Source organism: Thalassospira sp. MCCC 1A02898 (assembly GCF_001618185.1).
GTDB lineage: Bacteria > Pseudomonadota > Alphaproteobacteria > Rhodospirillales > Thalassospiraceae > Thalassospira > Thalassospira tepidiphila.
Window position 1 is genome coordinate 396,972 of the sequence record NZ_LPXK01000013.1, and the last position, 20,041, is coordinate 417,012.

General features: G+C 54.3%; 16 protein-coding genes. 4 read left to right on the plus strand and 12 right to left on the minus strand.

Annotated elements, in window-relative coordinates; genetic code table 11:
* Positions 1 to 136 precede the first annotated feature (136 nt).
* Genes dusA through AUQ41_RS18575 form a run of 4 tightly spaced genes read left to right on the plus strand, consistent with a single transcriptional unit; the run spans position 137 to position 5,304 of the window.
* Positions 137 to 1,132, plus strand: a complete 996-nt coding sequence (dusA, locus tag AUQ41_RS18560) for a tRNA dihydrouridine(20/20a) synthase DusA (protein ID WP_063089824.1) — start codon at positions 137 to 139, stop codon at positions 1,130 to 1,132.
* Positions 1,129 to 3,177, plus strand: a complete 2,049-nt coding sequence (gene mnmC, locus AUQ41_RS18565) for a bifunctional tRNA (5-methylaminomethyl-2-thiouridine)(34)-methyltransferase MnmD/FAD-dependent 5-carboxymethylaminomethyl-2-thiouridine(34) oxidoreductase MnmC (RefSeq protein ID WP_063089827.1) — start codon at positions 1,129 to 1,131, stop codon at positions 3,175 to 3,177. The genes dusA and mnmC overlap by 4 nt, the downstream gene beginning before the upstream one ends.
* Positions 3,174 to 4,388, plus strand: coding sequence for a 3-phenylpropionate MFS transporter (locus AUQ41_RS18570; RefSeq protein ID WP_063089830.1), 1,215 nt, complete (start codon positions 3,174 to 3,176; stop codon positions 4,386 to 4,388). Before mnmC ends, AUQ41_RS18570 begins: the two co-directional genes overlap by 4 nt.
* 58 nt (positions 4,389 to 4,446) lie before the next feature.
* Entirely contained in the window at positions 4,447 to 5,304 is an 858-nt protein-coding gene (locus AUQ41_RS18575) for a class I SAM-dependent methyltransferase (RefSeq protein WP_063089832.1), read from the plus strand.
* A gap of 70 nt (positions 5,305 to 5,374) precedes the next feature.
* On the opposite strand, the gene AUQ41_RS18580 is transcribed toward AUQ41_RS18575, so the two are convergent.
* The 12 genes from AUQ41_RS18580 to AUQ41_RS18635 form a co-directional block, all read right to left on the minus strand.
* Positions 5,375 to 6,544, minus strand: coding sequence for an ABC transporter permease (locus tag AUQ41_RS18580; RefSeq protein WP_063089835.1), 1,170 nt, complete (start codon positions 6,542 to 6,544; stop codon positions 5,375 to 5,377).
* Positions 6,541 to 7,539, minus strand: a complete 999-nt coding sequence (locus AUQ41_RS18585) for an ABC transporter permease (RefSeq protein ID WP_063089838.1) — start codon at positions 7,537 to 7,539, stop codon at positions 6,541 to 6,543. The genes AUQ41_RS18580 and AUQ41_RS18585 overlap by 4 nt, the downstream gene beginning before the upstream one ends.
* A gap of 76 nt (positions 7,540 to 7,615) precedes the next feature.
* Entirely contained in the window at positions 7,616 to 9,547 is a 1,932-nt protein-coding gene (locus tag AUQ41_RS18590) for an ABC transporter substrate-binding protein (protein ID WP_083952766.1), read from the minus strand.
* Positions 9,544 to 11,472, minus strand: coding sequence for an ABC transporter ATP-binding protein (locus AUQ41_RS18595; RefSeq protein ID WP_063089841.1), 1,929 nt, complete (start codon positions 11,470 to 11,472; stop codon positions 9,544 to 9,546). The genes AUQ41_RS18590 and AUQ41_RS18595 overlap by 4 nt, the downstream gene beginning before the upstream one ends.
* A gap of 1 nt (position 11,473) precedes the next feature.
* Positions 11,474 to 12,103: a hypothetical protein gene (locus AUQ41_RS18600; RefSeq protein ID WP_232308457.1), complete on the minus strand. Its 630-nt coding sequence runs from the start codon at positions 12,101 to 12,103 to the stop codon at positions 11,474 to 11,476.
* A 14-nt stretch (positions 12,104 to 12,117) separates the two neighbouring features.
* A complete protein-coding gene (locus tag AUQ41_RS18605; RefSeq protein ID WP_063089847.1) occupies positions 12,118 to 12,876 on the minus strand; it encodes a polysaccharide deacetylase family protein in 759 nt (252 codons plus the stop codon).
* Positions 12,873 to 14,015 (minus strand): glycosyltransferase family protein, encoded by a 1,143-nt coding sequence (locus AUQ41_RS18610; RefSeq protein WP_063089850.1) that lies wholly within the window; start codon positions 14,013 to 14,015, stop codon positions 12,873 to 12,875. The genes AUQ41_RS18605 and AUQ41_RS18610 overlap by 4 nt, the downstream gene beginning before the upstream one ends.
* On the minus strand, positions 14,015 to 14,617 hold the full coding sequence (locus AUQ41_RS18615; protein WP_063089853.1) for a histidine phosphatase family protein: 603 nt from the start codon (positions 14,615 to 14,617) through the stop codon (positions 14,015 to 14,017). The genes AUQ41_RS18610 and AUQ41_RS18615 overlap by 1 nt, the downstream gene beginning before the upstream one ends.
* Positions 14,614 to 15,768, minus strand: coding sequence for a glycosyltransferase family 4 protein (locus AUQ41_RS18620; RefSeq protein WP_063089856.1), 1,155 nt, complete (start codon positions 15,766 to 15,768; stop codon positions 14,614 to 14,616). The genes AUQ41_RS18615 and AUQ41_RS18620 overlap by 4 nt, the downstream gene beginning before the upstream one ends.
* A gap of 11 nt (positions 15,769 to 15,779) precedes the next feature.
* A complete protein-coding gene (locus AUQ41_RS18625; RefSeq protein WP_063089859.1) occupies positions 15,780 to 17,057 on the minus strand; it encodes a glycosyltransferase family 4 protein in 1,278 nt (425 codons plus the stop codon).
* A gap of 18 nt (positions 17,058 to 17,075) precedes the next feature.
* On the minus strand, positions 17,076 to 18,278 hold the full coding sequence (locus tag AUQ41_RS18630) for a glycosyltransferase family protein (protein WP_063089861.1): 1,203 nt from the start codon (positions 18,276 to 18,278) through the stop codon (positions 17,076 to 17,078).
* 133 nt (positions 18,279 to 18,411) lie between these two features.
* Entirely contained in the window at positions 18,412 to 19,986 is a 1,575-nt protein-coding gene (locus AUQ41_RS18635; protein WP_063089864.1) for an MBL fold metallo-hydrolase, read from the minus strand.
* Positions 19,987 to 20,041: the final 55 nt, after the last annotated feature.

Here is a 20,041-nt window from a genome sequence, read left to right on the forward strand (position 1 = left end):
CCTGTACTTTAATATCTTCGGGATGCTGCCATGCATCGCGCAATCGGTTTTGACCCTAAATCCCGGAACCTATATAAAGACCGCGCTTGGAATACAGCAACCCTCTTCACCCGGCTTTGACAAAAACGGTAGGCAAATGACTGTTAATCGGCGTATTTCCGTCGCCCCGATGATGGATTGGACGGATCGGCATGATCGCTATTTTCTGCGGCAGATCAGTCGTCATACGTTGCTTTATACCGAAATGGTCACCACGGGCGCCATCCTTCACGGCGGCGTAGAACGTCATCTACGCTATAACGATGCCGAACACCCGGTTGCGCTTCAACTTGGCGGCAGCGACCCGGATGATCTGGCGCGCGCCTGCGAAATCGCCAATGACTATGCCTATGATGAAATCAATCTGAATTGCGGTTGCCCATCAGATCGTGTGCAGAACGGCGCCTTTGGTGCCTGTCTGATGGCGACGCCCGATGTCGTTGCGAAGTGCGTGAAATCGATGATTTCGGCCAGCGACGCCCCGGTCACAGTCAAAAACCGCATCGGCATCGACGATCAGGAAGACTACCCGTCGCTGAAACGCTTTACCGAAACCGTTGCCGAGGCTGGCTGCAAGACTTTCATCGTTCATGCGCGCAAGGCGTGGCTCAAAGGCCTTTCGCCCAAGGAAAACCGAGAAGTCCCGCCGTTAAAGTACGAGTTGGTCTATCAGCTTAAACAGGAATTCCCGGAGCTTGAAATCCTGATCAACGGTGGCATCAAGACGCTTGATGAAACCGCCGAGCATCTGAAACATGTCGATGGTGTCATGATCGGGCGCGAGGCCTATCAGAACCCTTATGTTCTGGCCGATGTCGACCGGCGTTTTTATGGCGATGACGCCAAGCCCCTGACACGCCATCAGGTGGTTGAGGCAATGCTGCCCTATATCGAAGAACACCTGAAAGAAGAAAACGGCACCATTGGCCATGTCACCCGCCATATGCTGGGCCTGTTCCAGCAAATGCGCGGTGCAAAACAATGGCGCCGTTATCTGAGCGAAAACGCCCATCGCAAGGGTGCGGGTACGGAAGTCGTGCGCGAAGCCCTCGCCCTTGTCCCCGAACAGGATGACGAGGACCTGTCTGCATGACGGCAAACGATGTCACCAGGCAGACAGAAGGTGATGAACCAAGACCTGCTGGCGAAATAACCTGGCAGGATGGCAATGTGCCGTTCTCTCCGCATTTTGGTGACATTTACTTTAATCCCAAGGATGGGCTTGCTGAAACGCGTTATGTGTTTCTTGAGGGCAACAACCTTCCGTCTGCCTGGCAGGACCGCGAAAGTTTTGCTATTGGCGAAACCGGCTTTGGCACCGGACTGAACTTTTTGGCCGCGTGGCAATGTTGGGACAGTGATCCCAAACGATCCAGACGCCTGCATTTCGTTTCCGTTGAAAAATACCCATTGTCGCGCGATGACATGATCCGGGCGCACCAGAGCTGGCCGGAACTGTCGCAATATTCCAAACAGCTTGCCGAAATCTGGCCGCATGAAACCATGTTGCCCGGTGTGCACCGGTTTTCCCTTGCCGATGGCGATGTCAGCCTGACGCTTTTGATCGGCGATGCGATTGAATGCTGGTCTGGCTATGACGGGAATATTGATTGCTGGTTTCTTGATGGCTTTGCGCCCGCGCGCAATCCCGATATGTGGCACCCGGACTTGTTTGCTGCCCTTGCCGGCGCGTCCAACCCGCGTGGTGCAAGCCTTGCGACTTTCACTGCCGCACGCATTGCACGTGACGGCCTGGAAAGTGCCGGCTTTGCAATCAGCAAGCGCAAAGGGTTTGGCTATAAACGCGACATGATCACGGCAACGCTTCCGGTATCGATTGGTGACAACGGCAGTACGCCGGACCTGTTTGAAATCGCCGATGATCCTTGGTTTAACCTGCCCCGCCCCAAGAAAACCAAATCTGTCGCCGTTATCGGTGGGGGGCTTGCCGGTTCGGCCTGCGCGGATGCCTTAAACGCACGTGGCGTTGCCGTAACCCTTTTTGAAAAGGCCGATGAACTGGCCAGCGCTGCATCGGGCAATCCGATTGGCATGTTGGAGCCCTATCTGACCGTTGATGATGCCATCATGGGCCGGTTTTATGAGGCTGGTTATCGTTTCAGCCATCGCAAGATCAAAAAACTTGCCGATCAGGGTTTGGTCGAGGCTGATTTCTGCGGCGTGATTGATCTTGCCACCAGTGACCGCAAACGTGAACGGCTTGATGGCCTGATCGCGCGTCTTGGCGACAAACCCGACCTTGTCGAGGCGCTTGACAGTGATCAGGCCTCAGAACGATTTGGCCTGGCCTTGCCCTATGGCGGTGTTTTTTATCCATCCGCCGGCTGGGTTAATCCGCCGTCGGTGGTGCGGGCCTTTTCTGATGGCATAGATATGCGGCTTTCAACAACCATCACTGCCATTGGCGATGATGAACAAGGCAAAGTCCTGACCGATGGAAACGGGGCTTCCTATGGGCCGTTTGACGCTGTGATCATCGCTGGCGCGCTTGAAACGCAAATGCTGGATCAGACAAGCTGGCTTAGAGACCACCTTAATCCTGTTCGTGGCCAGATCAGCTTTTTACCAGAAGAAATCGTGTCAAACCTTGGCGATGGTTCCGCCATTAAGTGCGTTCTGAGCCACAAGGGCTACGTGACGCCAGCGCGTGATGGCATGCATGTATTTGGGGCAACCTTTGGGCGTGACGATGCGCATACGGACCTTCGCGAAGATGACCACGCCTTTAACATCAACCAGCTTGGCAAAGTCCTGCCCGATGTTGCGGCAAAGCTTTCGCCTGAAATGCTTGAAGGGCGAGCATCCTTGCGCACGACAACGGCGGATCACCTGCCCCTGATCGGTCTTGCACCGGATTTTGACGCCTATCTTGCGTCATACGGCGACATCGACAAGGGCAAAAAAGGCGCGCGATATATCGATGCGCCCTACCACAAAGACGTGTATATCTGTACCGGTTTTGGAGCCCGCGGACTGATCGGCGCCCCGCTCGCCGCCGAGATTCTTGCCAGTGAGATTTGCGATATGCCCCTGCCTCTGGAAAAAGCGCTGATGCATGCTATTCATCCGGCGCGTTTCATCATTCGCGGCCTCAAGCGTCGGCAACTCACCGCATGAACACGCCAAACGCCACACCATCATCGAAACCGTCACCAGCCACCGATCCGGACCGGATGAAAACGGCGGCTACGCTGGCCTTGTTCTTTTCGGGGCTGTTTCTGATTCAGGGTGTTTTTCTGCCTTATTGGCCGGTCTGGTTGAAGTCCCAGGGGTTATCAGCGGCAGAGATTGGCATCCTGCTTTCGCTGCCAAACTGGGTGCGCGTCTTTGCCGATCCGTTGATTGCCCAACGTGCTGATCGCACCGGCAATCGCAAGACCCCGATGATGTGGCTAGCCGGGATCTATGTGTTATCCATTCTGGCCTTCCCAATCTCGAGCGATTTCTGGTGGCTTGCCGCCCTTTCGGTCGTGATCGGCTTTACCTTCTCGCCGCTGCTGCCGCTTGGCACGACCATTACGGTGCATGAATGCAAGGCGCGTGAACTTGATTATGGTCGGGTGCGGCTGTGGGGATCGCTTGCCTTCATTCTGGCGTCCTATGGGGCGGGCTGGGTTCTGGATGGAACATCAACAGAATGGATCGTCTGGATGCTGTTCGTTGCGGGGATCGTGAATTTTGCGATTACCACCCGTATGCCCGACCCGCAAACAGATCGTCCGCTCAGATCCGGTTCTTCGCTGATGTATCTGCTGCGCAAACCGGTCTTCCTGATTTATCTTGCCTGCATCGGGTTTGCCCAGGGCGCGCATGGCACCTATTACGCCTTTGCCTCCGTCCATTGGGAATCCGCCGGTTACTCGCATGAGATGATTGGTATTTTCTGGTCCATTGGTGTGATTGCCGAGATCGTTCTGTTTGCTGTCGCCGGGCGGTTTGTCCGTGGTCGCCATCCCGGTATCTTGTTTGCGATTGGTGCCGGGTCAGGAATTTTACGTTGGATTGTACTGGGCACAACAGACAATCTATGGTTGATTATTTTGGTTCAACCCCTTCATGCCATGACATTTGGGATCACACATTTGGCCGCCGTCAGTTTTATCGCCCGTGCCATACCCCAACAACTTGCAACCTCGGCACAAAGTCTGATGGCGACACTGTCCATGGGCGTCTTCCTTGGTAGTAGCATCTGGATTTCCGGCCCGCTGTATGAACAGTTCGGATCGCAGGTCTATTACCTGATGGCGGTATTTTCGGCGATTTCGATGGGTTTTGCGATTGTGCTGACGCGAACCTGGCGCGGAGAGGATCAGACCTTTTGCAACTGATTAAACTTACCGGCACCGATAGAAACACAATAATTTTGAACCCAAAGGGGCCTTTGATATGACCTCGATGCCGTTCTCTCTCAGAATGCGCCGCTTGAAACTTGGTTTGAAAACACTGATTGGCGCTGAGCCTGCCGGCTATTTCATTCCTTACCGTTATGCCAGCGAGACGGCAAAAGCTGTTGGTCGCCCGACCTACCCGGCAATCGAAACCATGATGGATACGGCCGCCCCCACCATGAAGGCGTGGCTGACCAAGGCCGCCAATTATCACGAAGCTTTTGCCAGCTTCGGCAACGCCACCCCGCCTGAGCCACGCTGGCAACAAAGCTGGTTTCCGCGCCTTGATGGGATGATGGCATATGTCTTTACCCGCGAATTTCGCCCGGACCGGATCATTGAAATCGGATCGGGTCATTCGACACGGTTTTATTACCGGGCGATCAAGGACGGCGAACTCGATACGGCATTTCATGCGATTGATCCGGCCCCACGCGCCGATATCGCGAAGCTTCCGATCACCGTCGAACGCACCATCGTGCAAAAGGCCGATCCATCGGTCTTCCAAACCCTGACCGGTGCCGATTTCCTGTCGATCGACTCAAGCCACATCCTGATGCCCGGCACCGATGTTGATCTGCTGTTTTCATCGGTCATCCCGACCCTGCCAAGCGGGGCGATCATTCATATCCACGACATCACCCTGCCCGATGACTATCCGGAAATCTGGCAATGGCGCGGATATAACGAACAACAAGGGGTCGCAGCCCTTCTGGCTGGCGGCGGGTTTGAAATCATGTGGTCAAGCGCATATGCCACGACCCGCATGCGTGATGAGGTTGATCAATCCATAGCCAACGGCATACACCTTCCCGAAGGCGCGCATGAAACAAGTCTATGGCTGCGCAAGCGTTAGAAAATGGACAGCCAAAAAACAAAGGGCAGCCCAATGAAGCTGCCCTTTTTTCGTTTAGTTCGATGATGGATCAGTTCTTATAGGGATCCGCCGCATCCCGGAGGCCATCGCCCAGGAAGTTAAAGGCGAGCACCACGACAACAACCGGGACAACCGGCAACATCAGCCAGGGATAAACCGCAACCGCATTGATGTTTTGCGCTTCATTGAGCAACACGCCCCAACTGGTCACCGGTGCACGCAGGCCAAGCCCAAGGAAGCTCAGCGCGGTTTCACCAAGGATCATGTTGGGGATCGACAGCGTCACCGATGCGATCAGGTGGCTGGCAAAGTTCGGCAGCAAATGGCGGGCAATAATCCGCTTTGGCTTCGCCCCCATCAGGCGTGCCGCGAGTGCATAGTCCTCTTCACGAAGCGCCAGCAGTTTCGAACGCACTGCGCGGGCAAGTCCGGTCCAGTCGATCAGACCAAGGATAATCGTGATCCCGAAGTAAATTAAAATCGGGCTCCAGGTCACAGGCAATGCGGCTGAAAGCGCCATCCAAAGCGGAATTTCCGGCAAGGACCGGATGACTTCAATCGCGCGCTGGGCTGTTGAATCCACCCAGCCACCGTAATACCCGGCCGCCCCGCCGATCAGGATACCAAGAAGGAAACTGACGGAAATGCCAACCAGACCAATGGTCAGCGAAACCCGCGCGCCATAGATCATGCGTGACAACATGTCACGCCCCAAACGGTCGGTGCCAAACATGAACAGCGTACCGTCTTCTGACGGGCAGACGAAATGGAAGTCCATATCGATCATGCCCCAGAATTCATACTCATCACCCGAACAGAAAAAGCGCAATGGCTCTATCCGGTCCGGATTGACCGTATAAGTCGGTTTGAGGGTTTCCATATTGACCGAAAAATCGGTGCCATAGGTAAAAGGCCCGACAAATTCGCCGTCATGGAACAGATGAATACCCTGCGGAGGGTGATGGATATATTCCGAATTACGGGTTTCCTGCGCATAGGGCGCAATGAACTCAACGATAAAGACCGACGCGTACATGATCGCCAGAACAATCAGTGAAAAATACGCCAGCCGGTGCCGTTTCAACCGCCACCACATCAATTGCCATTGCGACGCAAGGAAATACTTTTCCTGCTCGGGCGTCAGTTCCTCGCGATCCCAGGGATCAAACGGAGCTGAATCCACAAAATGTTCGTTGCGCTTTTCGGTTTCCTTGCTCAATTGCCGACCCCTCCCTGCAGACGAATGCGCGGGTCAAGCCAGGCAAGCAGAACATCCGAAACAAACATGCCGACAACCGTCAAAAGGGCCAAGAACATCAGGAACGAACCAGCCAGATACATATCCTGACTTTGCAGTGCCGTAAGCAACATCGGTCCCGTGGTGGGTAGTGACATCACCACCGACACTAGAACCGAACCCGACACCACCTGCGGCAGGATGTTACCGATATCGGCGATAAACGGGTTAAGCGCCATGCGCAAAGGATATTTGAACAGTACCTTGGTCGGTGACAGGCCCTTGGCATGGGCAGTAACCACATATTGCTTGCCAAGCTCATCAAGCAGGTTGGCGCGAAGACGGCGGATCATGGCGGCTGTCCCGGACGTCCCAATCACCACAACCGGTGCCCAAAGATGTTCAACGACCGACATCATCTTGGCCAAAGACCAGCCTTGATTGATGTATTCCGGGTCCATCAGACCACCGATCGATGTTCCGAAAACAACATTTGCGTAATAAAGCAGGATCAGGGCAAACAGGAAGTTCGGCATGGCAAGCCCAAGGAAGCCCAGCAAGGTGAACCCATAGTCGCCCCAGCTATATTGACGGGTTGCCGAATAGATCCCGATGGGGAAGCTGACGATGTAGATGAAGATCACCGTGCTGAAATTCAGTACCAGCGACAGCCAAAGCCGATCACCAACCACATCGCTCACAGGCAGGTTATATTCAAACGAAAAGCCGAGATCGCCTTGCAGCAATCCCCAGGCCCATTCGGCGTATTGAATATAGATCGGCTGATCCAGCCCATATTGCCGTTTGAGAAACTCGATCTTTGCCGGATCAACTGCCTCGCCCTGGGCTTGAAGCTCGTTGAGATACGTGGTCAGAAAGTCTCCGGGTGGCAGCTGTATGATGACAAACACCAGCACGCTGATCATAAACAGCGTGGGTATCATCACGAAAAGCCGTCTTGCCAGATAAGTCAGCATCGGCGCTGTTGCTCCCCCGAGGTTGTTTTACGCCATTCCCTCAACGGCGCGAAACAACACGTTTTTAGTTAAAAGATTACCGATCCCACCAGAAGGTCTCAGGCCGATAAATCCCAAAGAACGCACCCGGCTCCCAGCTATGGATGCCTTTTTCGGGCACATTGCGCATGTCCTTGTCGATAACGACCGGTTGCGGCACGTTGCCGATCAGGCCGATTGAGAACATGTTTTCCGAATTGATATCGAGAATGGCCTGCCATGCTTGTTTCTGGCCCGCTTCATTGCTGGTTTGCCACTTTCGATACTGTTCCATGAGTTCCTTGGCTGCTGGCATATCGGGTGCTTCGCCCGCCTCGCCGTCCGTTTGATAATACTGCCCCCATTTCGGCCACTGCAGGCTGTCTTGCAGAACAGGAACGAATTCATCAGGGGCAGTGTTGGGCGTCGCCAGGCCGTTATCAATACCATTGAAAATCGACATAATCGTCTCGCCGGTATAGGCACGGTTACGCATCACTTCGCGCTGCAGGCCCTTGACGAACAGCTTGATGCCAACCTGACGCCAACTGTCGCCAACCAGTTCAAGCATATCGTCATGTTCGGGGTTTTCCCCGGACGTCTCGACAATGATTTCCATCGGGCGTCCATCCGGCAAAAGACGGATACCTTCGCCATTGCGCTCATCCAGCCCCATTGTATCAAGCAGTTGGTTTGCGGCCTTGACGTCGAAATCGGTATAGCTTTCGCGATATTCCGGTTTGAATAACGGGCTTTTTGGCAAGACGGTATTGTTGGTCGGTTGCGCCAGACCAAAGAACATGACCCGGTTAATTTCGGTGCGGTTGATCGCCAACGACAGCGCACGACGGAAACGGACGTCACGCAGAACTTCGCGCCATACCGGATCACTGCAGGTCAGGTTGGGATACAATGCGGCATAAGCCCCTGCCCCGACATCCCAAAGACGCACATCATAGTTCTGATTGGCTTCGGATTGCTTCAGGAACGTGTAGTCCTTAAGCGACAGGATCCTGCTTTGCAGGTCGACCTCGCCCGCGCCGACTTTGGCCGGGACCAGTTTTGCGTTCGAAATATTAAAGATCATCCGGTCGATGTAAGGAAGCTGGTTACCTTCCGGATCGACGCGGTGATAATACGGGTTACGCACGAAGACAAAGCGATCAGAGGGCTCCTCTGTCGTGATCAGCCATGGCTCCAGCGACGGGCGATGAATGTTGGAAAGCTTGTAGGGACGATCGATGTCCGTATGCAACACAGCCCAGCTACGCAGACCACGCTCTTCAACCATCGCCTGAAGTTCGTCCGCATCGCGATAATTCTCGTGGAACTGTTTCAGGTAGTGCGCCGGACGATAAATAAATGGCGGGCGGGTTGCTGCCAGTTCGGTCAGGAAAAACGGGTTTGGTTGTGACCAGCTGTAGCGAACGGTATATTCGTCAAGAATTTCAAAGGTTGCCGGTTCATTCCCGACAAACAGGAAACGCGGCGGCCCGACTGGAAACAGTTCATCATTATTGACGATATCTTCCCAGTAATAACGGAAATCCTCGGCCGTGAACGGCTCGCCATCGGACCATTTGTGACCTTTGCGGATATGCAACGTGAAGACATTGCCTTCTTCGTTCACATCGAGCGCTTCAAGGATATCTGGGCGCAGGTTGAGGTCCTGATCATAGCCGATCAAGCGGGCATAGCCATAAACAACCGCCATACGGATATCTTTGGACCGCCCCATGATGGTGACAAATTCCCCACCATATTTGCCGATTTCCTTACCCTCACCCGCAAAATCAATCACATGCGGATGTTCTGGCAGGCGGTCATTCATCGCAGGCAAAGAACCGCTTGCGACCGCATCCTCGAAATAAGGGACTTCTGCGTGCGCCGGTGCGACCAAGACACTTGCCGCCAGAAAACCTGTCGTCATCACAAGCCCGGAAAAGGCACGATGCATTCTAGACATCGACGGGTTTAAAACACTGATCATATGGCGATCTCCGTAAAATCGGCACGTTCGGCACGAACAAAGTGATCTTCTGCGACCTGCATCATCTTGGGCTCGCTGGTCTGGTTGATCGTGAACGGGGCTGGCCAGCGGGACGGATCAGATGCCTTGCCATCCATTATCTTGTCGAAATCAAGCAGGTGATCCAGATCGGCAAACGGCACGGCATGCAGCAGTGCCTGCGTGTAGGGATGCATCGGGTTCTTAAACAGCACTTCGCGTGGTGCGGATTCAACAATCCGCCCGGCACACATCACGGCAATCCTGTCTGCAACGTAATCCACGACCGCAAGATTGTGCGAAATGAACAGATAGGTCAAATTAAGATCACGCTGCAAATCTTTTAAAAGATTAAGTATTTGTGCCTGAACCGATACATCAAGCGCCGATGTCGGCTCATCGAATATCAACAAATCCGGCTTCAGGCTGAGCGCACGTGCGATCCCGATGCGCTGGCGCTGCCCGCCGGAAAAACTATGCGGATACCGGTTCAAAAAGCGCGGATCAAGACCAACCAGGTCCATCAGTTCCAGCACCATTTTCTGTCGATAGTTACTATCCCCGACACCGTGAATCAGCATGGGCTCGGTGATGATATCCTGAACAGTCATCCGCGGATTAAGTGATCCGAACGGGTCCTGAAAAACAAATTGTATCCGCTTTCGGTACGGATTGAGCTGATCTTCATCAAGCCCGGTCAATTCGGTCATCTGCCCGCTTTCACCACGAAACAGAATGGAACCTTCATCCGGGCTCATTGCACGCATGATCAGTTTGGAAAGCGTCGTTTTGCCACAACCACTTTCCCCCACCAGACCAACGCATTCGCCACGATTAACCGTCAATGAGACGTCGGAAACTGCGGGCACAAGGCGTTCTTCGGATTTGATCCAGTTACCTTTGCGCGTGGTAAAGCTTTTGCTGAGATGGCGAACTGCCAGAACCGGCTCGCTGGCCATGGTCGGGTGCAGGGCCAAAGTTGCCGGAACGTCAGATGTATTTTGTTGTGTATCGCCATCGCCCGCACTGGCAAGCAGACTGCCGGTTTTCGGCTTGATCTCGCGCAGCGGACGCAATCTTTCGTCTGGTCCCATATCAAAGTGCGGAACCGCCGCAAGCAATGATCGTGTATAGGTATGGCCAGGATTGATGAACACATCGTCGGTCTTGCCAGCCTCGACCACCCGCCCGTCATAAATCACCACCATCCGGTCAGCCATATTGGCAACCACGCCAAGGTCATGGGTGATCAACAGAACCGACATCTGCAATTCTGCCTGTACTTCCTTGATCAGACGCAGAATTTGCGCCTGAATGGTTACATCAAGGGCGGTTGTCGGTTCATCCGCAATCAGCAAGGCCGGACGACAAACCAGTGCCATCGCAATCATCGCGCGCTGGCGCAGGCCACCGGAAAGTTCGAATGGATAAGTTTTAAGGGAGCGCTTGGGCTGCGGGAAGCCGACCAGTGTCAGCATTTCAACGGCAAGTTCACGCGCCTCGGCCGATCCGACCTTGCGATGAAGTTTCACGGCTTCACATATCTGATCGCCGATGGTATGGAGCGGCGACAGGGAACTCATCGGTTCCTGAAAAATCATCGAAATCCGGCCACCGCGAATGGCGCGCATGTCAGAGCCAGACCGATCCAGCATGGCGATATCCACCCGGGTTCCGGGCTTTTTCGGATCGGCAAAGATGATAGATCCTTTGGTGACTTGGGCCACCTTTGGCAACAAGCCCATGATTGCCTGCGAAATGGTGCTTTTGCCCGATCCGGACTCACCAACCAGTGCCACGGTTTCCTGCGCACCGATGCGAAAGCTTACATTTTCAACTGCCTTGACACGCATGTGCGGCAGTACGAATTCAACTTTCAGATCCTTGATGCGCAGAATATCGGTCATTCTAGTTGATACCACCGTGTTTGCGTTCGGACGCCGCGGCCTTAACCAGTGTTTCGGCCTCATCCATGCGCATCAAGTTTGTTCTTGTGACGTCATCGACAAGCAGCTGGTTATCTTTCGCCCAATCACGAGAAATTTCAAGGAGATCGTCAAAACCGTCCAGTGTTGATTCTGCGACAATTTTCGCATCTCCTGCCTGTAGGGTCAGCTCGAACCATCCCTTGTTGCCATCGCGCTTGGTACTAAAGTAACGCAAACGGAACTTCGAAAGTTCCGGCCAGGCAAAAGCCGTTCCACCGCGCAGACTTGAAAGCCGAATGCCGTATTCCGATACATAAATCTTTGACTGGAAGCGGATAACCGTGCGGGCAAAATAGAAAACAAACAGCAAAGCAAGCCCGGCCGACGTCCATTGAATGATTGCGAGCATCTCGGGAATCAGCGCGATAACCCCGCAAATCAGCAGCCCGACAATTGATTTCGCCAGATCAGGCGCCATCAATTTCGATGGATAGCCCATCGTCTGGACTTCGCTGTCACCGACACCTGCTGGCTTTACCGGGTCCACGGTGCTCGTTACGGTGCTTGGCACACTGGGGGCCTTGGGGGCCTGTGCCGGTTCAGGTTCCACGTGTTGTTTTGGCCTTATTGCCATGGAAATACTCCGGGTATTCTCAACCAGCGCAAAGCTGAATGGTCCATAGAAAACAGATTATCAAGGAACTTCGTGGTGGCATCGTCATGGACAAGATGATGGGTCAGAATACCCGTCGGTTCATCCGCGTCGACCTGCCCTGTTCGCCGCGCCGCCAGGTGTTCAATCATTGCGCCAAGTGCCGCGTCTTCGCCAACAAAGCCGCGCGTTCCGCGCCAATCAATGACATCAACATGCGTGTTGACCTGCATGATGCCTTTATACGGCTCTGCCTCCTTGCGGGCATTGAATGTACTGATCCCGGAAAAGCCAAGGGAATGCAAAGCGGCTACGACATCTTCGGCCACCCGGTTCCATGGCGGCACCAGGACCGGCAAGAAACGATTGCCAAAACGCGATTGCAGAACCGAAAACCCATGGCGCAGATCGGCAACGACATCGCCAATATCGCGCACGTCATCGAGTTCCTGTTTCTTGCGTCCCTCTGGCATGTGGTTCTGGTGGGACCAGCCATGCTGCAACACACGGGTATCGAGCGTCTCGACAAGACGTTCTACAAGGTCGTCCTGCAAAGCAGCCGGAATAACCGCAAGGGCGAGTGGCACTTTGTATTCCTGTTCGAAACGCAGAAGCGTTTCAAGCGCCGGGGTCACAGAAACAGCATCGTCGTCACGCCACCACGCGGTGGCAATCCGGTCCTCCGAATGCCACAGATCAAGCTCTGCGCGTAATTGGTCCCAGCTGCTCATGCCTGCCCTTTGATCTTTTCTGCGATGATTGACGCAGTTCTTTTTGCGCCATCCAGTGCGATTTTAATCCCGCTTGGCTGTCTGGCGTTATCTATTTGTTTTGCTAATGATTGCGCAGACAGGCCATCAAGATCAAGCAGGGAAATAACCCCTTCGTTGGCAAGGACTTCCGCACGTTCGGTTTGCTCGCTTTCGCCGCCTTCTGCAAACGGCACCATGACCGCTGGCGTTCGCGTCGCCAACACATCCATCAGCGTGTTGTATCCGGCCTGTGAAACGGAAACGGCGGCACGCGCCATCCGTTCACGGAAATCGGGCAAGAACCGGTGAAGAACAACACCGTCGGGCAACTGGCCGCGCAAACGGTCAAACTGGTCCGACGGAAAATGCGGCCCAGCGACAATATCCCAAATAGCGTCGCTATATTTTTGCGAATGCGCGCGGGCAGAAATTGCGAGCCTGATCAGCTCTGCCCCGACGGCACCACCGCCGGCGGAAACAAGAACACCGTGACGATCTGCCTCAGCACGTTCCGAGACGTCACTGGCAACCTTTGGTGCGACATATCCCGTGTAGACGATTAGGTCAGATATATCGTCGGCAAAATCAAAGCTGCGATCAAAACCAAACAGTTGCGGATCACCATGCACCAGAACCGCATCGAGATATTTACGCGCGATATCACGCATCCATCGTGTTTTGCCGATGTCTTTTTTACGCACTAAAAGGTCTCTGACAGAACAAATGATCGGAATGCCTGCTTCATTCGCCGCGTCAAACAGCGGAATCAATTCGAAGCGAAAGGCGCGGCGCCCGAATGGGAACATTTCGACCAAAAGCAGTCTCGGCGCGGTTTCCTTAAACGCGGTCAGCAGTTGTCTTTTACGTTCTTCCTGCCAATCGTCCCCCAAGGCGTTCCCTTCCGGATCGACGAGCCCTGAAAAACCAGTATCGGATGTCTTGCAGGGCGAAAGCTGAACAACTTCACTGGCCGCGAAATCAAGGCTGTCATTCGGCACACCACCACTTACGACCGTAACGCCAAGCCCTTCATCGCGAAGCGCCCGATTGATCAACGCCATCCGGCGGACGTGACCAATGCCAAGCAAGTGCTGAACATAAACCATGACATCACTCATCACGCAGACTCCTGCGCAGGCGCAAGTGGCACATTGAGTGCTTCAACAGATAACCCGGCCTCATCAGAATACTGAAACACCTGCAAACAGTGCCAATCGAGTTTGTCTGGAATTTTGCCCATCATGTCCCATCCACGTGCTGCAGCATAGACAGCACGTATCACGCCCTTATGAGTGACCGCACCAAATTCCGGCATGTCACAATCTTTCAGGAATGTCGCAACCCGGTTTAAGACGTCACGCGGGCTTTCGCCATCATCTGGGCGAAAATCCCAACCACGGTCTTCATTGTCGCGAAGGTCTTCCCCCATCCTTGCACGAAGATCCGAGAGTTTTTCGCCCTCCCACGTGCCCCAGTCCATCTCGATGAACGCGGGCTCGGTGGCAACGGTTCTGATCCCAAGCGCATCTGCAGTTTCACGTGTCCGGGACAAGGGCGAAGAAAACCACGGGACATTGGCCCACTTGGCGGGCAAGCGGTGCTGACGATACCAATCAGCTGTTTCGGGCCTGATTGAGATATCTGTCCGTCCCTGAATGCGCTTTTCGGTATTCCAGGCCGTGACACCGTGGCGAAGCAATGCAAAACGGAGCTGTTTCATGCTGGGCCCTGCCCGTTTTGTGACGACACATGACCCGGGAGGACTTTCTTGAATGTGGTGGATAAAAGATCAGCTGCGGCTTCAAGCGTGTGATGCTGTAATGCTTTCGATGCGCCAGCGGCACCTATATCATGCAATACGGCGACATCCGCCCCAAGGCATTCTGCCAAACGGTTTGAAAAAGCATCGACATCACCAATAGGCACAAGCCACCCGGTCACACCGGATGAAACAATACCCGACACACCGCCAGTATCCCCTGCGAGAACCGGAAGCCCCGCAGACTGCGCCTCAAGCAACGCCATTCCGAAGGCTTCATTGATCGCGGGCCATACGAACAAATCTGACTGCGCGAGAATATCTTTGGTTTGTTCCGGTGTTTTCAGGCCCACCAGTGAAACCTTGCCTTCACCAAGTCCGTTTTCTTCAAAAAGGTCTTCGACCTGTTGACGCGCGGGGCCATCACCAATCACTGTCAGGTGCCAGTTATCAACGCCATTGCGCCTGAGGCGACCCAGTGCGTCTGCCAAAAGCGCATAGGATTTCAGTTTGTCACCATCGCGCATCATTGCGGTTGTCACCAACCGCACGCATTGCGGATTGATTGCTGGCCGCTGTCCAACATGCCATGACGCGACACATGTAAAGGGCGGCAAGAAATGCAGACGATCAGGATCACAGACCTGAGCCAGACATTCCATATCAACCCGATTGAGTGAGAAAACGGCATCTGCTTGCCTTAGTGCCGTCTCGACTGCCAGATGGCTTTGTCCCCATGGCCCGTTTGCACGCTTTGGGGCAAAGGATGCTTCGGCCACCACATACGGGATACCCAGCGCATCGGCAACAATCGGCCCGATCCAGTCCGGTGCCTTGTAATAAAGATGATAGGTAAACCAGATATCCGGTTTGGGACGGAACCCCGACTGGTACTGGCGTAGTAAACGGGCAGCAAGTTTGGTTCCCAGTTCGGCAAGCCGTGCCTGTTTAAGGACATTGCCATCAGCAACGCGGCTGCGAAGGCGTGCAGCAATATCGACCTTCATACCTGCTGACTGAAGGGCTTCACAGAGCATCCGGGCAATCAGGCGGTCACCCGACGGAACAGGATGGTCGATCGGCTTTAGCGGGGCGTAAAAGGCAACCTGCAAGTGCTTGCCTCCTACTCTGCATCGGGTTGTTCGGCGGGGATTGCTGTCTTTTCTTCGGACTGGGAGTTAACACCGAAACGTTCCGCCAGATCCTTCATGCCGCGATAGAATGAGAAATCACGACGCACAATCTCATTGCCCTTGCGGCCCATGGTTTCGCGAAGGCGAGGATCAGTGATCAAGGCTTTCAGCGCACTCGCAAGTGCATCCGGATCACGTTCGGGCACAAGTTTGCCATTTACGCCGTCTTCAATCAGTTCAGGAATGGCCGAAATTGCCGTCGAAACCGCAGCAAGTCCGCAAAGTTGTGCTTCCATCAGAACGTTTGGCAGCCCGTCACGATCACCATCCTTCTCAATCCGGCTGGCCAGCACGAACAAATCGGACGACTGACATGCCGCGATCACTTCCTTCTGATCCCGCGCCCCTTGCCAGTCACAGCGGTCCGCTATGCCGAGCTCTGTCGCAAGCTGCTGATATTTTTCGCCGTTGCCGCCACCAATATGAACGAACCGCCAATGAAGGTTGGCTGGCAGTTTGGCCAAGGCACGCAGAAGGTCGTCATAACCCTTTTTGCCCACCAGTCGCCCGACAGACAGGATCCTTACCGGGTTTTCGGCATCCGTCCCATCGCGCAGAGGTCTTTCAGGAAGGTCATCGGGAAAGCGCGAAAAATCCAGTCCGTGATAGAGCAGATTAACTTTATCCGGATCCTCGGCAAGGGTGCGCAGGTAATCGACATTGGCGCTTGTACAGGTCACCAGCCAATCCATATCGCGCAGCTTTTCGCGCATGTCCCAGTCCTGACTGGTATAGATATCCTTGGCATGCGCCGAACAGGACCAAGGCAAACCGCGCATAATTGCGCAATAACGCGCGACCGATGCCGGTGTATGCAGGAAATGGGCATAGATGCGGGTGACATCATCGGGCAGTTCGGCAGCCATCACCATGGCCTGGGCAAATCGGCGTGCGCGATTGGCGGTACGGTCCCGGCGGTAATCCTGCCACCAGATATTCACGGCACGACGATATCCGGGCATCTTGCGGGCCTTGAGCCAGCCACGCAAAACCCGCATCGGTTCCTGATAGACATATTCGGGGAGATAATCGACCGCACCTGTAATGCGATCATTGATCGGATGGCGTTTTTTGTCGGTTGGATGACGCAGCGACACAATCCGATAGGGAATGCCTGCTTGCTGAATACCCAGAATTTCCTGGGCGATAAAGGTCTCCGACAATCGCGGATAACCCTTCACCACGATTGCCAGATTGTCGCGTGCCATCAAATCTATTCCCGATGATTATTCTGCGGCCATTTGTGGCGGAAGCCAGCGATCAACCAATTCGCCAACGCGATCCAGTCCGCCCATAAGGTTCGGAACAGTCACATGTGACGGTTTTGGCTGATGTATCAGACCACGCAGTGCGTCGGCCATTTCGCGCGGATCGCGACCACCATCTTCGGTCAGCATTCTGACCAGACCAAGCTTTTCTGCCGCCGCAGCGCGAACATACTGTTCAAGACGCGGAACAGTACGCGGTACGATAACGGCCGGTTTGTCAAAGGACAGGATCTCGCAGAAGGTGTTATAGCCGCCCATGCCGATCACGCCAGCCGACTTGTGCATCAACACTTCGACATTGGCATCAAAGGTAATGACCGACAGCTTGTCGATCTTTTCCGCACGCTTCATGAATTCGTTTTGCTGTGTCGGTCCCATAAAGGGCCCCAGAACAACGAGCGACGGCACCGGAATGTCCGGATCGGTTTCGTAGGCGCTGATCACCCAATCGACCAGATTGACCCCGTCCCCGCCACCACCGGTCGTTACCAGATAATACGGTTCTTCAAGGCCAAGCGCCCCGTGCTCGGGTGCGGGTCTGCGGGTGGCAGTCCGTGGCAGATAGCCGGTATAGGACATCTTTTCTTCAACGCCCGGGGGCAAGTCGATCCCTTCAAGCGGATTACAGATTTCCTTGAGGCCGTAAACCCAGATTTCATCATAGAGGTTTGCCAGGGCCGGAACGCATTGCTTGCGGTCCCATTCTTCGCGCAGGTTCACCGGATCATCCATCACATCGCGCAGGCCCATCACCAGACGGGTGCGCCGATGGCGCAACATCTGCAGAGTAGACTCGACCTCGCCGCGCAAACCAAGCGGTTCTTTATCAACGATAAAGATGTCGGGGTTAAACACATCGGCTGTGTGCTGAATAATCGATTCCCGCATCGCCAGAATCTGATCGACATCGATATTGAGGTTAAGCGAAGTATATTCGCCGTTAGACAGCTTGATCACGCCCGGAATGCGGACAAAGTCCACGCGCGAGCGGAATTCAAAGCTGCCGATAATCGGTGAGCCCGACAAAATCAGTACAGATACATCATCGCGATGCGATACCAGCGCATGCGCAATCGTACGGCAACGGCGCAAATGCCCAAGCCCGAAGGTATCATGGCTGTAAATCAGAACCCGATATCCGGAATTCCCTACGATTGACATATCCCCGCCCGTATGCGTAGTGATCTCAGTTCCCCGCACAACCCATAAACAGGGTGACAGGTTCTTTGTTTATGGCAAGTAAATCCGTGAATTCGGGGTTTGCGCCCTTCTTTCAGCTCCCGGACAATTGCTCTCATACTGAACCGATATCGCGCAAGACTTTTTCGAGCATCTCTTTTCTTTCTTCCGCAGTTTCAAGCGAACGAAGTTTTTCCGAAAGCGCCGTTACTGTACCTGCATAAAGATTATGCCAGTCATCGCGCGAGAGTTCTTCACCCGAAAGACGTGCCTGCGGAATAGCTGGTTGGCCTTTGCCCTTCTTGAGGGTGACCGTGTCATCAAGCATCGGCATGGAAATCAGCTTTTCCTCGATGCCGTGCGCCATCAGAACTTCTCGGAATGCCGCACGTGCGCCTTCTTCACCGTGGGTAAGGAAAATCTGACGCGCGACTGGCAAGCGGTTCTTGGTCCATTGCAAAAGCATATCCTGATCGGCGTGGCCGGAATAAACGTCCAACGTCCGAATACGGGCACGCACTTCGATTTCATCGCCGTGGATCCGCACATGTTTTGCCCCGCTCTGCAAAACGCGCCCGAAAGAGCCCGCCGCCTGAAAACCGACCAGAAGCACAGTGCAATTAGGCCTCCACAGGTTGTTTTTTAGGTGATAGCGAATACGCCCGGCATCGCACATGCCGCTTGCGGAAATAATGATAGCACCGCTGGTGACCTGTGCGAGCTGTTTACTGGCCTGAACATCTGGCACCATATGGAACTTCGGATGCGACAGCGCCTGTGCGTCGCCGCGCTTCAGGTGTTTGGCAAATACATCGGTCGCGCGTTGCGCCAACGGGCTATCGACAAAGACATTTGCCGGTGGCAACTGACCGCGATTAAAAAGATGCGCAAGATCAACAAGCAGCTCTTGCGTTCTGGCGACGGCAAAACTCGGAATTACCAGATTGCCACCATTACCGAGCGCATCCTGAACTTCCTTGCGCAGCATCTCACGGCGTTCTTCGTCGGTCATCACCGGACGGTTACGATCGCCATAGGTGGTTTCGACAAACAGATAATCGACCCCCGTCGGTGCCTCGGGCGCTTCGTTAAATACGGCCTCACCGGTTCCGACGTCGCCCGAGAACAGCAATCTAGTCGGTTTACCGTCTTTGTCGCCGTTCTCAATCTCCACCTCGATCGACGCGGAACCAAGAAGATGGCCAGCGTCCCAGAAGCGCGCCCGCACGCCATCAATCACCGGCAACCATTCGTGATATTCAACAGTCTTGAGCTGCGACAGCGTATTTTCCGCGTCTTCACGGGTGTAGATCGGGGTGACTTCAGGACGACCTCGCCGCGCATTGCGACGGTTCAGACGTTCGACCTCGCTTTCCTGAATGTATCCCGAGTCCGGCAACATATAGGTCAGAAGATCGCAGGTCGGTTCCGTTGCATAAATTGGCCCACCAAAACCGGCCTTGACCAGCTTGGGCACCAGGCCGGTATGGTCGATATGCGCGTGCGTCAGCAACACGGCCGAAATCCGGTCCGCCTCAAACGGGAACTTGCCATAGTTCAGTTCACGGACGGTTTTGCTGCCCTGAAACATACCGCAATCGACAAGGAAATTGCCCCGATCGGTCTGCAAAAAATAGCAAGATCCCGTCACCCCACCAGCAGCACCACAAAACGTCACCGATATCGTCATTCTATTCACTTTCGCGGATTGGAAACGATCCAACAGTCTGGCAAACCATGTTCGT